Raw genomic sequence first — 15,281 nt, 5'->3', positions numbered from 1 at the left:
CCAGGTGTCGAAGTACGCCGGGATCCCGGCGTGGCATGCGGCCGCGACGGCCTCGAGCCGTGCGTGGTCCCGTCCCGGCATCAGCTCCTGCCACTCGGGCACTGCCAGGGCGCGCACGTGATCGTGCTCGTCCGGGTCCAGCACGATCCCGGCGAGCTGCCTGGCGGAGAGCCGGCCGCCGTCGAACACGAACCCGACCGTGGCCAGCGGCCAGTCCTTGCCGGGCAGCCCGAATACCGTGGCCAGGAGCTTCGGAGTCCCGCTACGCGAAGTCCGGTCTCCTCCCGGCACTCGCGCACTGCGGTCTCCCAAGGGCGCTCCCCGGCCTCGGCGACACCGCCGGGCCACTGCCAGGGGTGGGCGCTGGAGTATGTGGCGCGCAGCTGGACGGGACGGTCGTCTTCGTCGGTGAAGAACACCGCTCCGAAGACCGTCGCCTTCGGCAGGGTCGCGGCGAACTCCTCGGGAGGAAGCCACTTCCTGCTCACGATGTGCTCCGATGGGCGGGGAAGCGGGTCATGCGCATGAGCGCGGGGTCGGCCGCGAAGCCGAGTCCCTCGTACAGCGGGGCAGATCCGGCGCTGGCGTACAGCTCGTAGAGGGTGACGCCGTCGCGCTCGAGGTGGTCGAGGAGGGCGGCGAGCGCGGCCCGGGCGTGACCGCGGCGCCGGTGGGCGGGATCGGTGGCCACCGTGTGGATCCGTACGGCCAGCCCCTTGGGGTATTTCGGGGCCGGAAGGACGGCGTGCACCAGGCCGAGGGCGCAGGTCGAGAGCCCGCCGCCGGGCGCGTCGATGACGTAGGCGCGGGCGTCGCCGCCGTCCTGGAGGCGTAAGGCGAGCTGATCGGCGCAGGCGGCCAGCCAAGCTTCGTCGAGGGGTTCGCTGAGGATGTTCTCCGACCGCAGTCGGGTGATCTCGGCGGCATCCACGGGGGTGGCGAGGCGGGGCTCAGTCACGAGAACTTCCTTTCTCGGAAGGGTTGATGGAGTCGACGGGTTACAGGTCACGGGCGGCGTGGAGGCGGCGCCAGGTGCGGTGGCCGCGCTCGGTCACCTCGGGGTCGTGGTGGCGGGTGCGCCGTGCGGAGTCCGCCCCGTACCGGGCGGCATCGAGGAGCCGGTGGAACTCATCGTCCTCGATCGCGGCGAGCTCCACCCGGTGTACCAGAGCCAGGTACTGCTCGGTCGCCACCCGCTGCACCTTCGGCTCAAGCGCCCCTGTGGCGGCCGTCGACGCAGACCGCAGCAGGGACCCGAGTAACGCCGTGATCGCCACGACCATGAGTGCGGGCACCGCCTGGGTGAGACGCCCGTTGGTGCTGCCGCTCGCGAGGATGTGCCCGAGCATGCTGTTGATCGGACCGGGCCGACGGCCTGGGCGATGCCGCGGCCGGCCTCGGCGGCCAGGACCACGCGTAGAACCCGGGCATCGGCCAAGTGGGCCAGCCGCAGGCCGGTGCCCACCAGGCGCGGCAGCTGCCGTGCCCTCGCCGAGAGCCCGAGCGGGCCGTGCAGCGCGCCCACAGCACAGGCGGCTGTCAACACGGCGCTCGGCGGCCTGGAGGAGGTGGTGGCCGGACGTGGAATGTTCGAATATCGCGGGGGCTGCGGCCTGGTTCGGCATCGGACTCACGGGGTCGTGCTCTAAGAACGGCTCCCGGTCCGCCGTGTTGGGCTTGGCGTGCCTGCGATGGCGGTGCTGAAACTCGCTCGAACAGGGCCCTGTCACCCTGGCGGGGGATTGAGGGCGTCAGCCCTGTCGCCGGGCATGAGCTTCCGCGGGCATGGCGGGGAGGCCGGCGGCAAGGGGCGCCGAGCCATCGACGGTCCGCTGGAGAGCCGGGGGACAAGGGCCTCTGTCCCGAACTCCCCGGATTCTCCCCAGGGCTGATCGGTGGTCTGCCGAGCCGAGCAGTCGTTCGGGGAAATCCTTGGATCGTGAAGCGCGTTCGCCCGCTAGCCTGGGAAAATGCTCACAGAAGTGATCGCGACCCGCTACGTCACGCCCTTGCGTGAGGGCGGCTCGCTTCCGGGGATCGTCGAAGCCGACGACCTCGGAACCTACGTCATGAAATTCACCGGAGCCGGCCAGGGCCGCAAGACCCTGGTCGCCGAAGTCGTCTGCGGGCGCCTCGCCCAGCGGCTGGGCCTGCGGGTCCCGCGGCTGGTGCAGATGCAGCTCGACCCCGTCATCGGGCTCGCCGAGCCCGACCAGGAGGTCCAGGAGCTGCTCAAGGCCAGCGGCGGGCTCAACCTCGGCATGGACTACCTGCCCGGCTCGATCGGCTTCGACCCCCTCGCGTACCGGGCCGACCCGGTGGAGGCGGGGCGCGTGGTCTGGTTCGACGCACTGATCAACAACGTCGACCGGTCCTGGCGCAATCCGAACATGCTGGTCTGGCACGGGGACCTGTGGCTCATCGACCACGGCGCCACGATGATCTGGCACCACAACTGGCCCACCGCCCAGGCCGCGGCAGCCAAGCCGTACAACGCCTCCGACCACGTCCTGGCCCCCGTCGGCCCGGACATCGCGGCGGCCGCCGCCGAGCTGGCGCCGCGGGTGACCGAGGAGCTGCTCACCGAGGTCACCGCCGACGTGCCCGACGAGTGGCTGGTCGACGAGCCCGGCTTCGACTCCGCCGGCGCGGTGCGCCGCGCCTACGTGGAGGCGCTGCTGCCGCGCGCGGCCACGATCCACGAGAGGATCACCATGGAGGCGGAGGTCAGGCAGCGGTCCGGTCCGCCGGGCTGGCTCGCCGAGCGCCTCCCTCCCCAGTCGGACGAGAACAAGCAGAAGAGCGGCGACGAGTGACCAAGCGGGACGTGTTCGAATACGCGCTGGTGCGCGTGGTGCCCCGGATGGAGCGCGGTGAGTGCTTCAACGCCGGTGTCATCGTCTACTGCCGGGCGCACTCCTACGTCGCCGCCCGCACCCACCTGGACGAGGCGAAGCTCCTCGCGCTGGACCCCGGCGCCGACGTGGCGGGGGTCCGGGCAGCGCTGCGCGGGGTCGAGGGGCTCTGCGCCGGCGGCGAGGAGGCCGGACAGGCGGCGGGCGACGACGCGGGGCGCAGGTTCCGCTGGCTGATCGCCCCGCGCAGCACGGTGGTGCAGCCGGGGCCGGTGCACACCGGCCTCACGGCCGATCCCGCCGCCGAGCTGGAGCGCCTGCTGGACCTGCTGGTCCGCTGATTTCCGGGTGGGCCCGCGGCGCCGCCGCCGGGGGCCGTTGACACGGGGTGCCAGGGCTCCTAGCGTCTCCTCAGCTGAAGCTACTAAGCGGTTGCTCACCTCCGGGCGGCCGTTTCTCGAGGGCGAGGAGAACCAGCATGTCCACCACCGAGCAGCGCGTCGCGATCGTGACCGGGGCGGCCCGGGGCATCGGCGCGGCCACCGCCGTCCGTCTGGCGGCCGAGGGCCGCGCGGTCGCCGTACTCGACCTGGACGAAGCGGCGTGCAAGGACACCGTCGAGGCGATCACCGCGGCCGGCGGCAGGGCCCTGGCGGTCGGCTGCGACGTCTCCGACGCCGCCCAGGTGGAGGCGGCCGTCGAGCGGGTCGCGAGCACGCTCGGGGCTCCGACCGTCCTGGTCAACAACGCGGGCGTGCTCCGCGACAACCTGCTCTTCAAGATGAGCGACACCGACTGGGATACCGTCATGAACGTGCACCTGCGCGGTGCGTTCCTGATGGCGAGGGCCTGTCAGAAGCACATGGTCGAGGCCAAGTTCGGCCGCATCGTGAACCTCTCCAGCAGCTCGGCGCTCGGCAACCGGGGCCAGGCCAACTACGCGGCCGCCAAGGCCGGCCTCCAGGGCTTCACCAAGACCCTGGCGATCGAGCTCGGCAAGTTCGGCGTCACCGCCAACGCCGTCGCCCCCGGTTTCATCGTGACCGAGATGACCGCGCAGACCGCGGCCCGCGTCGGCATGGGCTTCGAGGAGTTCCAGGTGGCCGCCGCCTCCCAGATCCCGGTGCAGCGCGTGGGCCGTCCGGAGGACATCGCGAACGCCATCGCCTTCTTCACGGGCGAGGACGCCGGCTTCGTCTCCGGCCAGGTCCTGTACGTGGCCGGCGGCCCGCTCAACTGACGGTTCCACGAGAGGCGGGCGTACGTCATGACGGACAGCGACATCGACAGCAGCAGCAACAGCAGCAACGACGGCAGCAGCGCTGACAGCGGCAAGGTCGCGCTGGTCACCGGGGCGAGCCGGGGCATCGGCTACGGGATCGCCGAGGCGCTCGTCGCCCGGGGCGACCGGGTCGTGATCACCGGGCGCAACGAGGACGCGCTCAAGGAGGCCGTGGAGCGGCTCGGCGCGGACCGGGTGGTCGGGGTGGCCGGGAAGGCGCACGACGAGGCCCACCAGGCCTTCGCCGTGGAGCGCGCGATGGAGGCCTTCGGCCGCGTCGACTTCCTGGTGAACAACGCGGGCACCAATCCGGTCTTCGGGCCGATGGCGGACCTGGACCTCGGGGTGGCGCGCAAGGTCTTCGAGACGAACGTGATCTCGGCCCTGGGCTTCGCGCAGCGGACCTGGCACGCCTGGCAGAAGGACCACGGCGGTGCGATCGTGAACATCGCCTCCATCGCCGGCGTCTCCGCCTCGCCCTTCATCGGGGCGTACGGGATGAGCAAGGCGGCGATGATCAACCTGACCCTCCAGCTCGCGCACGAGATGGCGCCGCGGGTGCGGGTCAACGCGATCGCCCCGGCGGTGGTCAAGACCAGGTTCGCGCAGGCCCTCTACGAGGGCCGGGAGCAGGAGGCCGCGGCGGCCTACCCGCTCGGCCGGCTGGGGGTCCCGGAGGACATCGGCGGGGCCACCGCATTCCTGACATCTGCACAAGCGGAATGGATCACCGGACAAACTCTCGTCATCGACGGGGGAATGTTCCTCAATGCCGGTGTGCACTGACCGATAACCGGACGCATTTGCCTTCCGACGGGAGGCAAATGCGTACCGAATGCGCACGAAATCGGTCAAGTGCCTCACGAAACCTGCCCATTGGATTTGTGAGGCACTGCGGTAGGGTCTGCCGCACCCCTGGCTGATCGAGGAGCGTGCACGTGTTCAACCGGACCAGATGCCTGCAGATCGCTGCGGCCGTTGCGTCCATATCCCTGCTCGCCGGATGCGGCCTGTTCTCGGACGACGGCGGCGACACCGCGAAGCGGATCACCGTAGGCACCACGAGCGCGCCGAGCACCCTCGACCCGGCCGCGGCCTGGGACGGCTCCTGGGAGCTGTACCGCAACGTCTACCAGACCCTGCTGGCCTTCCCCACGGGAAGCACCAAGCCGCAGCCGGACGCGGCCCAGAACTGCGAGTTCACCGACTCGGCGAACACGGCCTACCGCTGCACCCTGAAGAAGGGGCTGAAGTTCTCCGACGGCGAGGCGCTGGACGCCAAGGCGGTCAAGCACTCCCTCGACCGCATCAAGACGATCAACCACAAGGTCGGTCCGGCGGGCCTCTTCAACACCCTGGACAAGATCGAGGCCCCGGACGCGCTCACGGTCGTCTTCCACCTGAAGACCCCCGACGCGACCTTCCCGTACGTACTGGGCTCGCCGGCCGCCTCCCTGGTCGCCCCGAAGGACTACCCCGCCAACAAGATCCGCAACGACGGCAGGATCACCGGCTCCGGCCCGTACGTCCTCACCTCGTACACGGAGGGCGGCGAGGCGGTCCTCGGCCGCAACGAGAGCTACACCGGCTTCGCCAACCGCCGTAACGACGGCGTGACGATCCGCTACTTCTCCGACTCCAAGAAGATGGTCGCCGCCCTCAAGGACAAGGAGATCGACGCCACCTACCGAGGGCTCTCCGCCGCGGAGATCAAGGACCTCCAGGCCCCCGCCTCGCACGCCCTCGGCGTGCAGGTCGTGGAGAACGTCGGGGCCGAGATCCGCTACCTGGTCTTCAACCCGAACGACCCGCAGGTCAACAAGCAGGCCGTGCGCCAGGCGATCGCCCAGGTCATCGACCGGGGCGCGATCGTCTCCAAGGTCTACCAGGGCACCGCCGAGCCGCTCTACTCGATGGTCCCCAAGGGCGTCGTGGGCCACAAGACCCCCTTCTACGACATCTACGGCAACCCCGACGTCGCCAAGGCCAGGAAGATCCTCACGACCGCGGGGATCACCCAGAAGGTCGAGCTGACCTTCTGGTACACCACCGACCGCTACGGTGCCTCCACCGCCGACGAGTTCACCGAGATCAAGCGGCAGCTCGAAGAGAGCGACCTGTTCAAGATCAACCTGCGCGGCCAGCCGTGGAAGACCTTTCAGGACGGCTACAAGAGCGGCCAGTACCCGGTCTTCGGCCGAGGCTGGTTCCCCGACTTCCCGGACCCCGACAACTTCATCGCGCCGTTCGTCGGCAAGGAGAACGCGGTCGGCACCCCGTACGAGCCGGCGCAGATCATGAACGAGCTGCTGCCCAAGTCCCGCCGCGAGGGCGACCGGTCGGCGGGCGTGAGGGAGTTCGAGGCCGCCCAGCAGATCTTCGCCCAGGACGTCCGGCTGCTGCCCCTGTGGCAGGGCAAGCTGTACGTCGGCGCGCGCGAGGACATCGCCGGCGCCGAACGGGCGCTGGACCCGCAGACCGCCATGCAGATGTGGGAGTTGTACCGCAAGACCAGCTGGTGATCCCGGCGGGACGACCGGGTCGCGGCGTTGTCAGTGGTCACCGGTAGGTTCAAGGCAGGTAAACGAACTTGTACCGGAGGTTGTCGACGTGACCCAGATGCTGCCCGAGTCCTGGCTCCCCGTCCTCGGCGGGGAGCTGGACCAGCCCTACTTCAAGGAGCTCACCGAGTTCGTAGAGAAGGAGCGGGCGAACGGGCCGGTCTACCCGCCCCGCGAGCAGGTCTTCGCGGCCCTGGAAGCCACGCCGTTCGACAAGGTCAAGGTGATGGTCCTCGGCCAGGACCCCTACCACGGCCCCGGCCAGGGCCACGGCCTGTGCTTCTCCGTGCGGCCCGGGATCAAGACCCCGCCCTCGCTGCGCAACATCTACAAGGAGATGAAGGAGGAGCTCGGCCTGCCGGTCCCGGACAACGGGTACCTGATGCCGTGGGCCGAGCAGGGCGTCCTGCTGCTCAACGCCGTCCTCACCGTCCGCGAGGGCGAGCCCAACTCGCACAAGGGCAAGGGCTGGGAGAAGTTCACCGACGCGGTGATCCGCGCCGTCTCCGAGCGCCCGGACCCGGTCGTCTTCGTACTCTGGGGCGCCTACGCCCAGAAGAAGATCCCGCTCATCGACGCGGAGCGGCACGTCATCGTCAAGGGCGCCCACCCCTCGCCGCTGTCGGCGAAGAAGTTCTTCGGCTCCCGGCCCTTCACGCAGATCAACGAGGCCGTCGCCGCCCAGGGCCATGAGCCGATCGACTGGCGGATCCCGGACCTGGGCTGACACCACCCCGCGCCTCGGCGTCAGAGCCGGTGCCTGCGGTTAGCTTCTTGATGATCGGACCGGACCAGGTCCGGCGGAGCGAGCCGGAGGCCCCGTTGACGGAGCAGCAGCAGGAGGCGTCGGAGGACGCCGTCATGACCAGGATCGGCCAGGCCGTCATCCTGCTGCACGCCGGTGACCGCGAGGAGGCCCGCAACCGGCTCGGCGAGATCTGGTCCGAGATCGGCGAGGCGGGCGACGCCCTCCACCGCTGCACGCTCGCGCACTACCTGGCCGACGCCCAGGACGACCCCGCCGACGAACTGTCCTGGGACCTGCGCGCCCTCGCCGCCGCCGAGGCGCTCCCCGGGCGGGCGGAGCGGCGGCCGCACACGGCGGTGCGGGTGTTCTACCCGTCGCTGCACCTGAGCCTCGCGGCCGACTACGTCAAGCTGCGCCGGCCCGAGGAGGCCCGGCTCCACCTCGCCCGGGCCCGGGCGGCCGCCGCGGCGCTGTCCGACGACGGCTACGGGAACGGGGTGCGGGCCGCCATCGCCCGGCTGGAGCGCAGGCTCGCGGCGGAACCCGGCCCGGCGCGCCCGGCGCCCCGGCCGTTCCCCGAGCAGTCTCCGTAGGCGGTGCCCCGGGACCGCTGCCCTGCCCCCGCACGCCCGGGGAGGCCGGCGCCGGCCGGCCTCAGCCGTCCTCGACGCCCGCGCAGATGCGGGCCTCCGGGCCGTCCGGGTCCCAGTTCCCGTGCCGGCGGCCCAGCGCGCACACGTCGGCCGCCCGGACCGGCAGCTCCCGCACCAGCCCGGGCGGCAGCCGCGCGTCGTGCCCCGGGGCGTGCGGACGGCTTTGGGAGCCCCCCTTGCCGCGCCCGCCCGGCTTCGCGGGCTCCGGGACCGCCGGCGCCTCGGGCGGGGCCTGAGCCGCCTCACCGGGCTCGGCATGCGGCCCGGGCGAGGTGCGCGCGGTGCCCCGGCCCGCGGCCGTCGGGGCCGACGGACGCACGCCGTCCCGCGGCACCGCCTTCAGCGCCTCCAGGGCGGGCGCCTGCACGACCACGGGCAGTGCCCCCGGCCCGCCGCGCGGCTCGTGCCGGGGCGGCGGCCCGTCGGAGGGGGCCGCCGCCGGCCGCATCGGGGTGGGGCTCACGTTCACGCAGCCGGAGACGGCCGAGACGGCACAGGCGGCTCCGAGGAGCAGCTTCGTCGAGGTTCGGGTGGGGTGCACCCGGGCAACTCTGCTGTGCGAGGACCCCGTTGTGAAAACCCTGAGCCGATATTCACCCCGCACGGGTGACGCGGAGGGGATGTCCGGGGGACACCGGACGGGGGCCCGGTCAGTCTCCGGTGGCGCCGTCGACGTGCTCGCGCACGAGGTCGGCGTGCCCGTTGTGGCGGGCGTACTCCTCGATCATGTGGGTGTAGATCCAGCGCAGGCTGAAGACCTCGCCCCGGTGGTGGCTCGCGGCGTCCGACACCGCGTCCAGGGAGCGGTTCGCGGCCGCCTGCCGCGCCAGTTCGACCTCGGTCTGCCAGACCCGCTCCGCCGCGGCCCAGGTGTCCCCGTCGGTGAACCGGAAATCCCCGTCCACGTTGTCGCGGGTGCTGTACAGCTCGGGCAGGTCCTCGCCGAGGGCGATCTCCCGGAACCAGTAGCGCTCCACCTCCGCCATGTGCCGTACGAGGCCCATCAGGCTCAGCGCGGAGGGCTGGAGCGGGGTGAGGCGCAGCTGGTCCTCGGTGAGCCCCTCGCACTTCCAGGCCAGGGTGGAGCGGTGGTAGTCGAGCCAGCCTTCCAGCATCTCCCGCTCGCCGGCGGTGGTGGAGGGTTCGGTGCGGTGCGATCCGTCGGAGGTCATCTCCCCATCCTGGTCGAACGCGCCTGCCCCCACCAGGGATTAAGCTGCGGAGTCCCATTCGGCACATACCAGGAGGCTCCCGGTGAAGGTCGGCGTCATCGGACTCGGCGACATCGCGCAGAAGGCGTACCTGCCCGTCCTCACCACCCGTCCCGGGGTCGAGCTGCACCTGCAGACCCGTACTCCGGCCACGCTCGAGCGGATCGGCGACGTCCACCGCATCCCGCCCGCGCGCCGCCACCTCGCGCTGGAGGCCCTCCTCGCCGAGGACCTCGACGCCGCGTTCGTGCACGCCCCGACCGAGGCCCACCCGGAGATCGTGGAGCGGCTGCTGGACGCGGGCGTGGCGACGTACGTGGACAAGCCGCTGGCCTACGAGCTCGCCGACTCGCGGCGCCTGGTGGAACGCGCCGAGGAGCGCGGGGTCGGTCTCTTCGTCGGTTTCAACCGCCGCCACGCGCCCGGCTACACGCTCTGCGCCGACCACCCGCGGGACCTGATCGTCATGCAGAAGAACCGGGTGGGGCTCCCGGAGGACCCCCGCACGCTGGTCATGGACGACTTCATCCACGTCGTCGACACCCTGCGCTTCCTGCTGCCCGGCGAGGCCGACCACATCGACGTGCGGGCCGTGGTGCGCGAGGGGCTGATGTCCCAGGTGGTGCTCCAGATGTCCGGCGACGGCTTCACCGCCCTGGGGATCATGAACCGGCGGTCCGGATCCGCGGAGGAGGTCCTGGAGGTCTCCGGGCAGGACTCCAAGCGCCAGGTGGTCAACCTCGCCGAGGTGGTCGACCACCGCGGCCAGCCCACCGTGCGCCGGCGCGGGGACTGGGTCTCCGTGGCCCGCCAGCGCGGCATCGAGCAGGCGGTGGACGCCTTCCTGGAGGCCGTGGAGAGCGGCAGGGTGCCCAGCGCCCGCGACGCCCTGCTCACCCACGAGCTGTGCGAGCGGGTGGTGCTGACGGCTCTGGAGCAGGCTTCGCCGGCCTGAGCGCCCGTACGCCGCCGGCCGCGCAGTACAGCCCCAGCGCGGCCAGGCAGGCACCCTGCGGCCAGTTCCCGAAGCGGACGAAGGGGGTGGTGCCCCGGGCGAGCGGCACCTCGTACACGGCCGCAGTGCTCGCGGAGGTGGGCAGGGCGGCCCCGATCCGGGCGCCCGACGGCCCGTAGACCGTGCTGACGCCCGTCAGGGTCGCGTGCACCACCGGCCGGCCGGTCTCGGCGGCGCGCAGGGCGGCCAGGGAGGCGTGCTGGGCCGGTGCCCAGCTGTCCTGGAACGTCGAGGTCGCCGACTGCGTGACGAGTACGCCGGCCCCCTCGCGGACCAGGTGCCGGCTCATGTCGGGGAAGGCCGACTCGAAGCACACCAGCGGCCCCAGCCGCACCCCGCCGGGCAGGTCCATGACCACCGGCGCCGTGCCGCGCATCCGGTCCTCGCCCGCCGCCTTCCCGACCGAGGTGGCCCAGCCCAGGACCGGGCGCAGGGGCACGTACTCGCCGAAGGGGACCAGCCGCATCTTGTCGTAGCGGTCGCCCGTCGGGCCCCCGGGGCCGACCAGCACCGAACTCTTGTATATCCCGGGCCGGTCCGAGCGCCGGGCGTCCACGTTGACCAGCAGCGGGGCGCCCAGCTCCGCGGACAGCGCCGCCAGCCGCCGGGACAGGTCCGGCCGCGCCGCCAGGTCCGCGCCGACGCTGCTCTCCCCCCACACCACCAGGTCCGGGCGGGCTCCCGCCAGGCCCCGCGTCAGCGCCTCACCCACCTCGAACCGCCGCTCCGGGCCGTCCGCCCCGCCCACCGGCCCCGGCTGTACGACGGCCACGCGCAGCCCGCCCGACACCTGCGGACCGGGCAGCCACAGCCACACCATCCCGGTCACCGCCGCACACCCCGCCACCGCCGCCACCGCCGGGACCCGCGCGCCCGGCACCGCGACCAGCAGCACCAGCGCGCAGTTCACCGCCACCACCAGCAGGCTCACCAGCCACACCCCGCCCACCGAGGCCAGCCGCAGCGCCGGCGGGACCTGCCACTGGCTGGCCCCGAGCAGTCCCCACGGCCCGCCCAGCCCCTGCCAGGATCGGGCCAGCTCCGACAGCAGCCACCCCGCCGGTACGAGGACCAGCCCGGCCGCCGCCCGACCCGCGCCCGGCGCCCCGCCCAGCAACCGCCGTACCAGCAGCGCCCAGGGGATCCAGAGCAGCCCGAGCAGCGCGGCCAGCGGGACCAGGAAGACGCCCAGGCTCGGCAGCAGCCAGTGGTGCACCGCCACGATGAAGCCCGCCCCGCCGAGCCAGCCCTCCAGCGCGGCCCGCCGCCCGGTGGGGGCGCAGCGCAGCAGCAGCATCCAGGGCACGAGGACGGCGTACGCGGACCACCACGCCCCCGGCGCCGGAAAGGCGAGGCAGGGCAGCGCCCCGGCGGCCGCCGCGGCCGCCGCACGCCACCACCGGGTCCGCCTCGTGAGCAGCATCGCGCGCCTCCGCTTCCAGTGTGGGACCGCCCTCGGCCGGGCGCGGCTCAGGCCGACAGGTGGCGCCACTTCTCGTGGACCGTGACCCCCGTGAGCCGCCAGCCGTCCGCGGTGCGGGCGAGGGCGAAGGAGTAGCGCCCGGCGGCGACGAAGTTGGGGGTCGTACCGCGGTCGTCGGCGCCCGCCAGCCGCATCGGGTTGAGGAAGTCCGCCCGGACCCGCGCCGAGTCCCCGGGACAGCCGCCCCGGTCCTCCAGCCGGATCAGCCGGTTGACGATCAGGTGCTGGCGGACGGGGAACAGCTTCATGGTCTCCGCGAGCCAGTCGGCGACCTCCCCGGCCGGGCCCTCGACCCCGCCCGCGGAGCTGTAGTCGGCCCGCCCGGCGGGGGTGAACAGGGCGCGGTAGGCGGCCCAGTCCCCGTCGTCGACGGCCACCGCGTACCCCGAGACCACCTCGTCGATGGCGAGCCGGTCCATCACGGTCGCAAGGTCCACACGCTGCGTCATCGGGTCAGTGTGGGGCTGCGCGGCGACGAGGCCAAGGGGCATGCGCCCATTGATCCGCAAGGCGGCGGATCAGTGGCCGGAATGCGCCTCCCGCTGCCGGATCACGACCAGGAACGCGTCACTGGCCAGGTCCATCACCACTTCCGCCGGAACGCCCTCGCGCGTCCGCTGCGCCGCGTACTCCTCGGCGGGCCAGCTCCCCCTCGGACTTCCCGCCGGAAAACGCTCCAGTACCACGCGGCCCATGGGGCACCCCCTGCTCCTCGCCTTCAGGTCTGTCACGCACAACGACGCGGGGGCCGCCCGGGAACGTTCCCGGGCGGCCCCCGCATCGACTTCGGGCCAGGGCCGCTACGAGCCCGACTCACCCGCGTGCGGGCTGAGCACACCCATGCCGATCAGCACGAACAGCGCGATGCCGAGCAGGATGCGGTAGACCACGAAGGGCATGAAGCTCTTGGTGGAGATGAACTTCATGAACCACGCGATGACCGCGTAGCCGACGAAGAAGGCGATCACCGTGGCGAAGATCGTCGGTCCCCAGGAGATGTGGCCGGGGCTCTCGATCACGTCCTTGATCTCGAACGCGCCGGAGGCCAGCACGGCCGGGATGGCCAGGAGGAAGGAGTACCGGGCCGCCGCCTCGCGGGTGAAGCCGAGCAGCAGGCCGCCCGAGATCGTCGCACCGGAGCGCGAGACGCCCGGGATCAGGGCCATCGCCTGGCAGACACCGAAGATCAGACCGTCCTTGACGCCCAACTCCCGGAGCGTCTTGCGCTGCTTGACCACCCGGTGCCGCCCGCCCTCCTCGTCGCGCGAGGCGAGCCAGTCCGCGAAACCGAGGACGAGGCCCATCACGATCAGGGTGGTCGCGGTCAGCCGCAGGTCACGGGCCGGACCGGTGATCTGGTCCTTGAACGCGACGCCCAGGACACCGATCGGGATCGAGCCGACGATGACCAGCCAGCCCATCTTGGCGTCCTGCTCGGAGCGCAGCGCCTTGGTGAACAGGGAGCGGAACCAGGTGGAGATGATCCTCGCGATGTCCTTGCGGAAGTAGATCAGCACGGCCGCCTCGGTGCCGATCTGGGTGATGGCCGTGAAGGCCGCGCCCGGATCGTGCCAGCCGGCGAAAGCCGCGGTCAGCCGCAGGTGCGCGCTGGAGGAGATCGGGAGGAACTCCGTAAGCCCCTGGACGAGACCGAGGATTAGGGATTCGAACCAGCTCATGTCGGGGTGCGCTCGTCCTTGTGATCGTCGGGCAGTTCGGTCCGATGCTAGGGCCCGTGGGGAGCCGCCGTGACCACTGGGGGGTGTGCGGGCGCGGACGCGCGGGCGGGGGCGGGCGCGAGGCTGTGCCGCTTGCGCCAGGCGACCGCGGCCGCGGCCGCTCCCGAGAGGGCGATGAACCCGGACGAGACGAGGAACGCGGGCGATCCGGGGGAGGAGGCGCTGGCTCCGGCGATCACGTACGCGGCGGTGTTCGGCACCGTCCCCAGGGCCGTCGCGAGCAGGAAGGGGAGCCAGCCGCACCGCGAGACGGCGGCGAGGTAGTTGGCCGCGGCGAACGGCACCCCGGGAAGGATCCGCACCGCGAGCATCGAGCGGAAACCGTGCCGGCTCAGCTGCGCGTCGGCCGCCTCCAGCCAGCGCCCGCGCAGATACGGACGCAACGCCTCCTGCCCCATGACCCGGCCCAGCCCGAACGCGACACCGGCGCCGGCCACCGTGCCGCCGACGGCCGCCACCAGCCCGAACGGGGCGCCGAAGACCGCCCCGGCGGCGAGGTTCAGCAGCGGCCGGGGCACGAACGCGGCCGTGCACAGGCCGTACGCGCCCGCGAACAGCAGCACCCCCGCGCCCACCGGCAGCCCCGGCGGCCAGCCCCGCGACAGCAGCCGCTGGGGCTCGTACAGCAGCACGCACACACCGGCCGCGGCCAGCAGCACGACGAGCAGCGACAGCCGGGCCATCGGCGCGAGGAGGAGGGACATCCGGGGAGACTAGCCGACCCGTGAGGCGCCCCGCCGTAATCCAGGCCTCATCCCGGCGCACCGCAGCGGTCCTCGCGGCACCGCGCCGTGGTGCGGTCAGCCGGGTTGCGTCAGACTGCCCACACCTGCGGCGTGACGGACGCGAGGGAACGGAACGAAGGGGCCGACATGGACGGCGGTACGGCACTGGTGCTCGGCGGCGGGGGGCTGACCGGCGTCGGCTGGGAGTCCGGGATCCTGTACGGGCTGGCCCGCGCCGGCGTGGACCTCAGCACCGCCGACCTGGTCGTCGGCACCTCGGCCGGGTCCGTGGTCGGCGCCCAGCTCACCGCGGGCCTCACTCCGCGGGAACTGTACGAGCGCCAGCTCGGCGGCCCGGCCGGGGAGATCCCGGCCCGGCTCGGGGCGGCGGTCTTCGCCCAGTACGCCCTGGCCATGCTGCGCTCGCGGGACGCCGGCGCCTACCGCCGGCGGGTCGGTGCCTTCGCGCTGGCCGCCGACACGGGCGCGGAGGCCGAGCGGCGCAAGGTGCTGGCGGCCCGGCTCGTCTCCCACGAGTGGCCCGAGCGCCGGTTCGTCGTCACCGCCGTCGACGCGCTCACCGGTGAGCCCGCCGACTTCGACCGGGAGAGCGGGGCCGGACTCGTCGACGCCGTCTCCGCGAGCTGCGCCGTACCGGGCGTGTGGCCGCCGGTGACGGTCGGCGGACGCCGCTTCATCGACGGCGGGGTCCGCTCGGCGACCAACGCCGACCTCGCCTCCGGGTACGCGCGGGTGGTGATCCTCGCGCCGATGGCCCTCGGTTCGGCCCTGGTCCCCTCACCCGCCGCCCAGGCGGCCCGGCTGCGGGCCGCCGGAGCCCGGGTGCTGCTCATCACCCCATCCCCGCAGGCCCGCAAGGCCTTCGGGCGCAACGTCCTCGACCCCGCGCGGCGGGAACCGGCCGCCCGCGCCGGCCTCGCGCAGGCCGCGGGGCACACCGCCGACGCGGCGGCCGTCTGGGCGGCCTGACAATGGTGGGGTGAGCGAC

General features: G+C 72.6%; 19 protein-coding genes. 9 read left to right on the top strand and 10 right to left on the bottom strand.

The window, feature by feature from the left end:
- Positions 1 to 80: 80 nt before the first annotated feature.
- The 3 genes from AB0D45_RS09050 to AB0D45_RS09040 all read right to left on the bottom strand — a co-directional run bounded on the left by AB0D45_RS09050 (position 81) and on the right by AB0D45_RS09040 (position 1,349).
- A complete protein-coding gene (locus AB0D45_RS09050) occupies positions 81 to 419 on the bottom strand; it encodes an NUDIX hydrolase (RefSeq protein WP_362456315.1) in 339 nt (112 codons plus the stop codon).
- 65 nt (positions 420 to 484) lie between these two features.
- Complete coding sequence (locus AB0D45_RS09045) at positions 485 to 958, bottom strand: GNAT family N-acetyltransferase (RefSeq protein WP_362456258.1); 474 nt, start codon at positions 956 to 958, stop codon at positions 485 to 487.
- A 40-nt stretch (positions 959 to 998) separates the two neighbouring features.
- A complete protein-coding gene (locus tag AB0D45_RS09040; RefSeq protein ID WP_362456255.1) occupies positions 999 to 1,349 on the bottom strand; it encodes a hypothetical protein in 351 nt (116 codons plus the stop codon).
- A 621-nt stretch (positions 1,350 to 1,970) separates the two neighbouring features.
- Between AB0D45_RS09040 and AB0D45_RS09035 the strand changes: the two genes are divergently transcribed.
- From AB0D45_RS09035 to AB0D45_RS09005, 7 genes are all read left to right on the top strand, one after another.
- A complete protein-coding gene (locus AB0D45_RS09035; protein ID WP_362456252.1) occupies positions 1,971 to 2,816 on the top strand; it encodes a HipA family kinase in 846 nt (281 codons plus the stop codon).
- Complete coding sequence (locus AB0D45_RS09030; protein WP_361610184.1) at positions 2,813 to 3,196, top strand: DUF3037 domain-containing protein; 384 nt, start codon at positions 2,813 to 2,815, stop codon at positions 3,194 to 3,196. The genes AB0D45_RS09035 and AB0D45_RS09030 overlap by 4 nt, the downstream gene beginning before the upstream one ends.
- A gap of 137 nt (positions 3,197 to 3,333) precedes the next feature.
- Positions 3,334 to 4,095 (top strand): 3-oxoacyl-ACP reductase FabG, encoded by a 762-nt coding sequence (gene fabG, locus AB0D45_RS09025; protein ID WP_362456249.1) that lies wholly within the window; start codon positions 3,334 to 3,336, stop codon positions 4,093 to 4,095.
- A gap of 27 nt (positions 4,096 to 4,122) precedes the next feature.
- On the top strand, positions 4,123 to 4,923 hold the full coding sequence (locus AB0D45_RS09020; protein WP_362456246.1) for an SDR family oxidoreductase: 801 nt from the start codon (positions 4,123 to 4,125) through the stop codon (positions 4,921 to 4,923).
- A 152-nt stretch (positions 4,924 to 5,075) separates the two neighbouring features.
- Entirely contained in the window at positions 5,076 to 6,659 is a 1,584-nt protein-coding gene (locus AB0D45_RS09015) for an ABC transporter substrate-binding protein (RefSeq protein WP_361610179.1), read from the top strand.
- 97 nt (positions 6,660 to 6,756) lie between these two features.
- Positions 6,757 to 7,425: a uracil-DNA glycosylase gene (locus tag AB0D45_RS09010; protein ID WP_361610191.1), complete on the top strand. Its 669-nt coding sequence runs from the start codon at positions 6,757 to 6,759 to the stop codon at positions 7,423 to 7,425.
- A gap of 50 nt (positions 7,426 to 7,475) precedes the next feature.
- Positions 7,476 to 8,039: a hypothetical protein gene (locus AB0D45_RS09005; protein ID WP_362456243.1), complete on the top strand. Its 564-nt coding sequence runs from the start codon at positions 7,476 to 7,478 to the stop codon at positions 8,037 to 8,039.
- 61 nt (positions 8,040 to 8,100) lie between these two features.
- On the opposite strand, the gene AB0D45_RS09000 is transcribed toward AB0D45_RS09005, so the two are convergent.
- Both AB0D45_RS09000 and AB0D45_RS08995 read right to left on the bottom strand, forming a co-directional pair.
- Positions 8,101 to 8,640 (bottom strand): hypothetical protein, encoded by a 540-nt coding sequence (locus AB0D45_RS09000; RefSeq protein WP_362456241.1) that lies wholly within the window; start codon positions 8,638 to 8,640, stop codon positions 8,101 to 8,103.
- A gap of 109 nt (positions 8,641 to 8,749) precedes the next feature.
- Positions 8,750 to 9,271 carry a DinB family protein gene (locus AB0D45_RS08995; protein ID WP_362456239.1) on the bottom strand — a complete coding sequence of 174 codons (522 nt, stop codon included), beginning with the start codon at positions 9,269 to 9,271 and terminating at the stop codon, positions 8,750 to 8,752.
- An 82-nt stretch (positions 9,272 to 9,353) separates the two neighbouring features.
- Between AB0D45_RS08995 and AB0D45_RS08990 the strand changes: the two genes are divergently transcribed.
- Positions 9,354 to 10,265 (top strand): Gfo/Idh/MocA family oxidoreductase, encoded by a 912-nt coding sequence (locus tag AB0D45_RS08990; RefSeq protein ID WP_361611086.1) that lies wholly within the window; start codon positions 9,354 to 9,356, stop codon positions 10,263 to 10,265.
- Here the strand turns inward: AB0D45_RS08990 and lnt are convergent.
- From lnt to AB0D45_RS08965, 5 genes are all read right to left on the bottom strand, one after another.
- Positions 10,204 to 11,748, bottom strand: coding sequence for an apolipoprotein N-acyltransferase (lnt, locus tag AB0D45_RS08985; RefSeq protein ID WP_362456237.1), 1,545 nt, complete (start codon positions 11,746 to 11,748; stop codon positions 10,204 to 10,206). The genes AB0D45_RS08990 and lnt overlap by 62 nt on opposite strands.
- A gap of 47 nt (positions 11,749 to 11,795) precedes the next feature.
- The gene (locus tag AB0D45_RS08980) at positions 11,796 to 12,257 is read right to left on the bottom strand and encodes a nuclear transport factor 2 family protein (RefSeq protein ID WP_362456234.1); all 462 of its coding nucleotides are present in this window, start codon (positions 12,255 to 12,257) and stop codon (positions 11,796 to 11,798) included.
- A 69-nt stretch (positions 12,258 to 12,326) separates the two neighbouring features.
- The gene (locus AB0D45_RS08975) at positions 12,327 to 12,503 is read right to left on the bottom strand and encodes a hypothetical protein (protein ID WP_362456231.1); all 177 of its coding nucleotides are present in this window, start codon (positions 12,501 to 12,503) and stop codon (positions 12,327 to 12,329) included.
- Between the two features lie 105 nt (positions 12,504 to 12,608).
- The gene (locus AB0D45_RS08970; protein ID WP_362456228.1) at positions 12,609 to 13,487 is read right to left on the bottom strand and encodes an undecaprenyl-diphosphate phosphatase; all 879 of its coding nucleotides are present in this window, start codon (positions 13,485 to 13,487) and stop codon (positions 12,609 to 12,611) included.
- A 47-nt stretch (positions 13,488 to 13,534) separates the two neighbouring features.
- Positions 13,535 to 14,251, bottom strand: a complete 717-nt coding sequence (locus tag AB0D45_RS08965; RefSeq protein WP_362456225.1) for a VTT domain-containing protein — start codon at positions 14,249 to 14,251, stop codon at positions 13,535 to 13,537.
- Between the two features lie 168 nt (positions 14,252 to 14,419).
- On the opposite strand from AB0D45_RS08965, the gene AB0D45_RS08960 reads away from it, so the two are divergent.
- Positions 14,420 to 15,262: a patatin-like phospholipase family protein gene (locus tag AB0D45_RS08960; RefSeq protein WP_361607451.1), complete on the top strand. Its 843-nt coding sequence runs from the start codon at positions 14,420 to 14,422 to the stop codon at positions 15,260 to 15,262.
- Positions 15,263 to 15,281 lie beyond the last annotated feature (19 nt).

The organism is Streptomyces sp. NPDC048352 (assembly GCF_040651895.1).
Lineage (GTDB): Bacteria > Actinomycetota > Actinomycetes > Streptomycetales > Streptomycetaceae > Streptomyces.
Note: the sequence above shows the minus strand (reverse complement) of the source record. Positions and strands in the feature narration are given on the sequence as shown.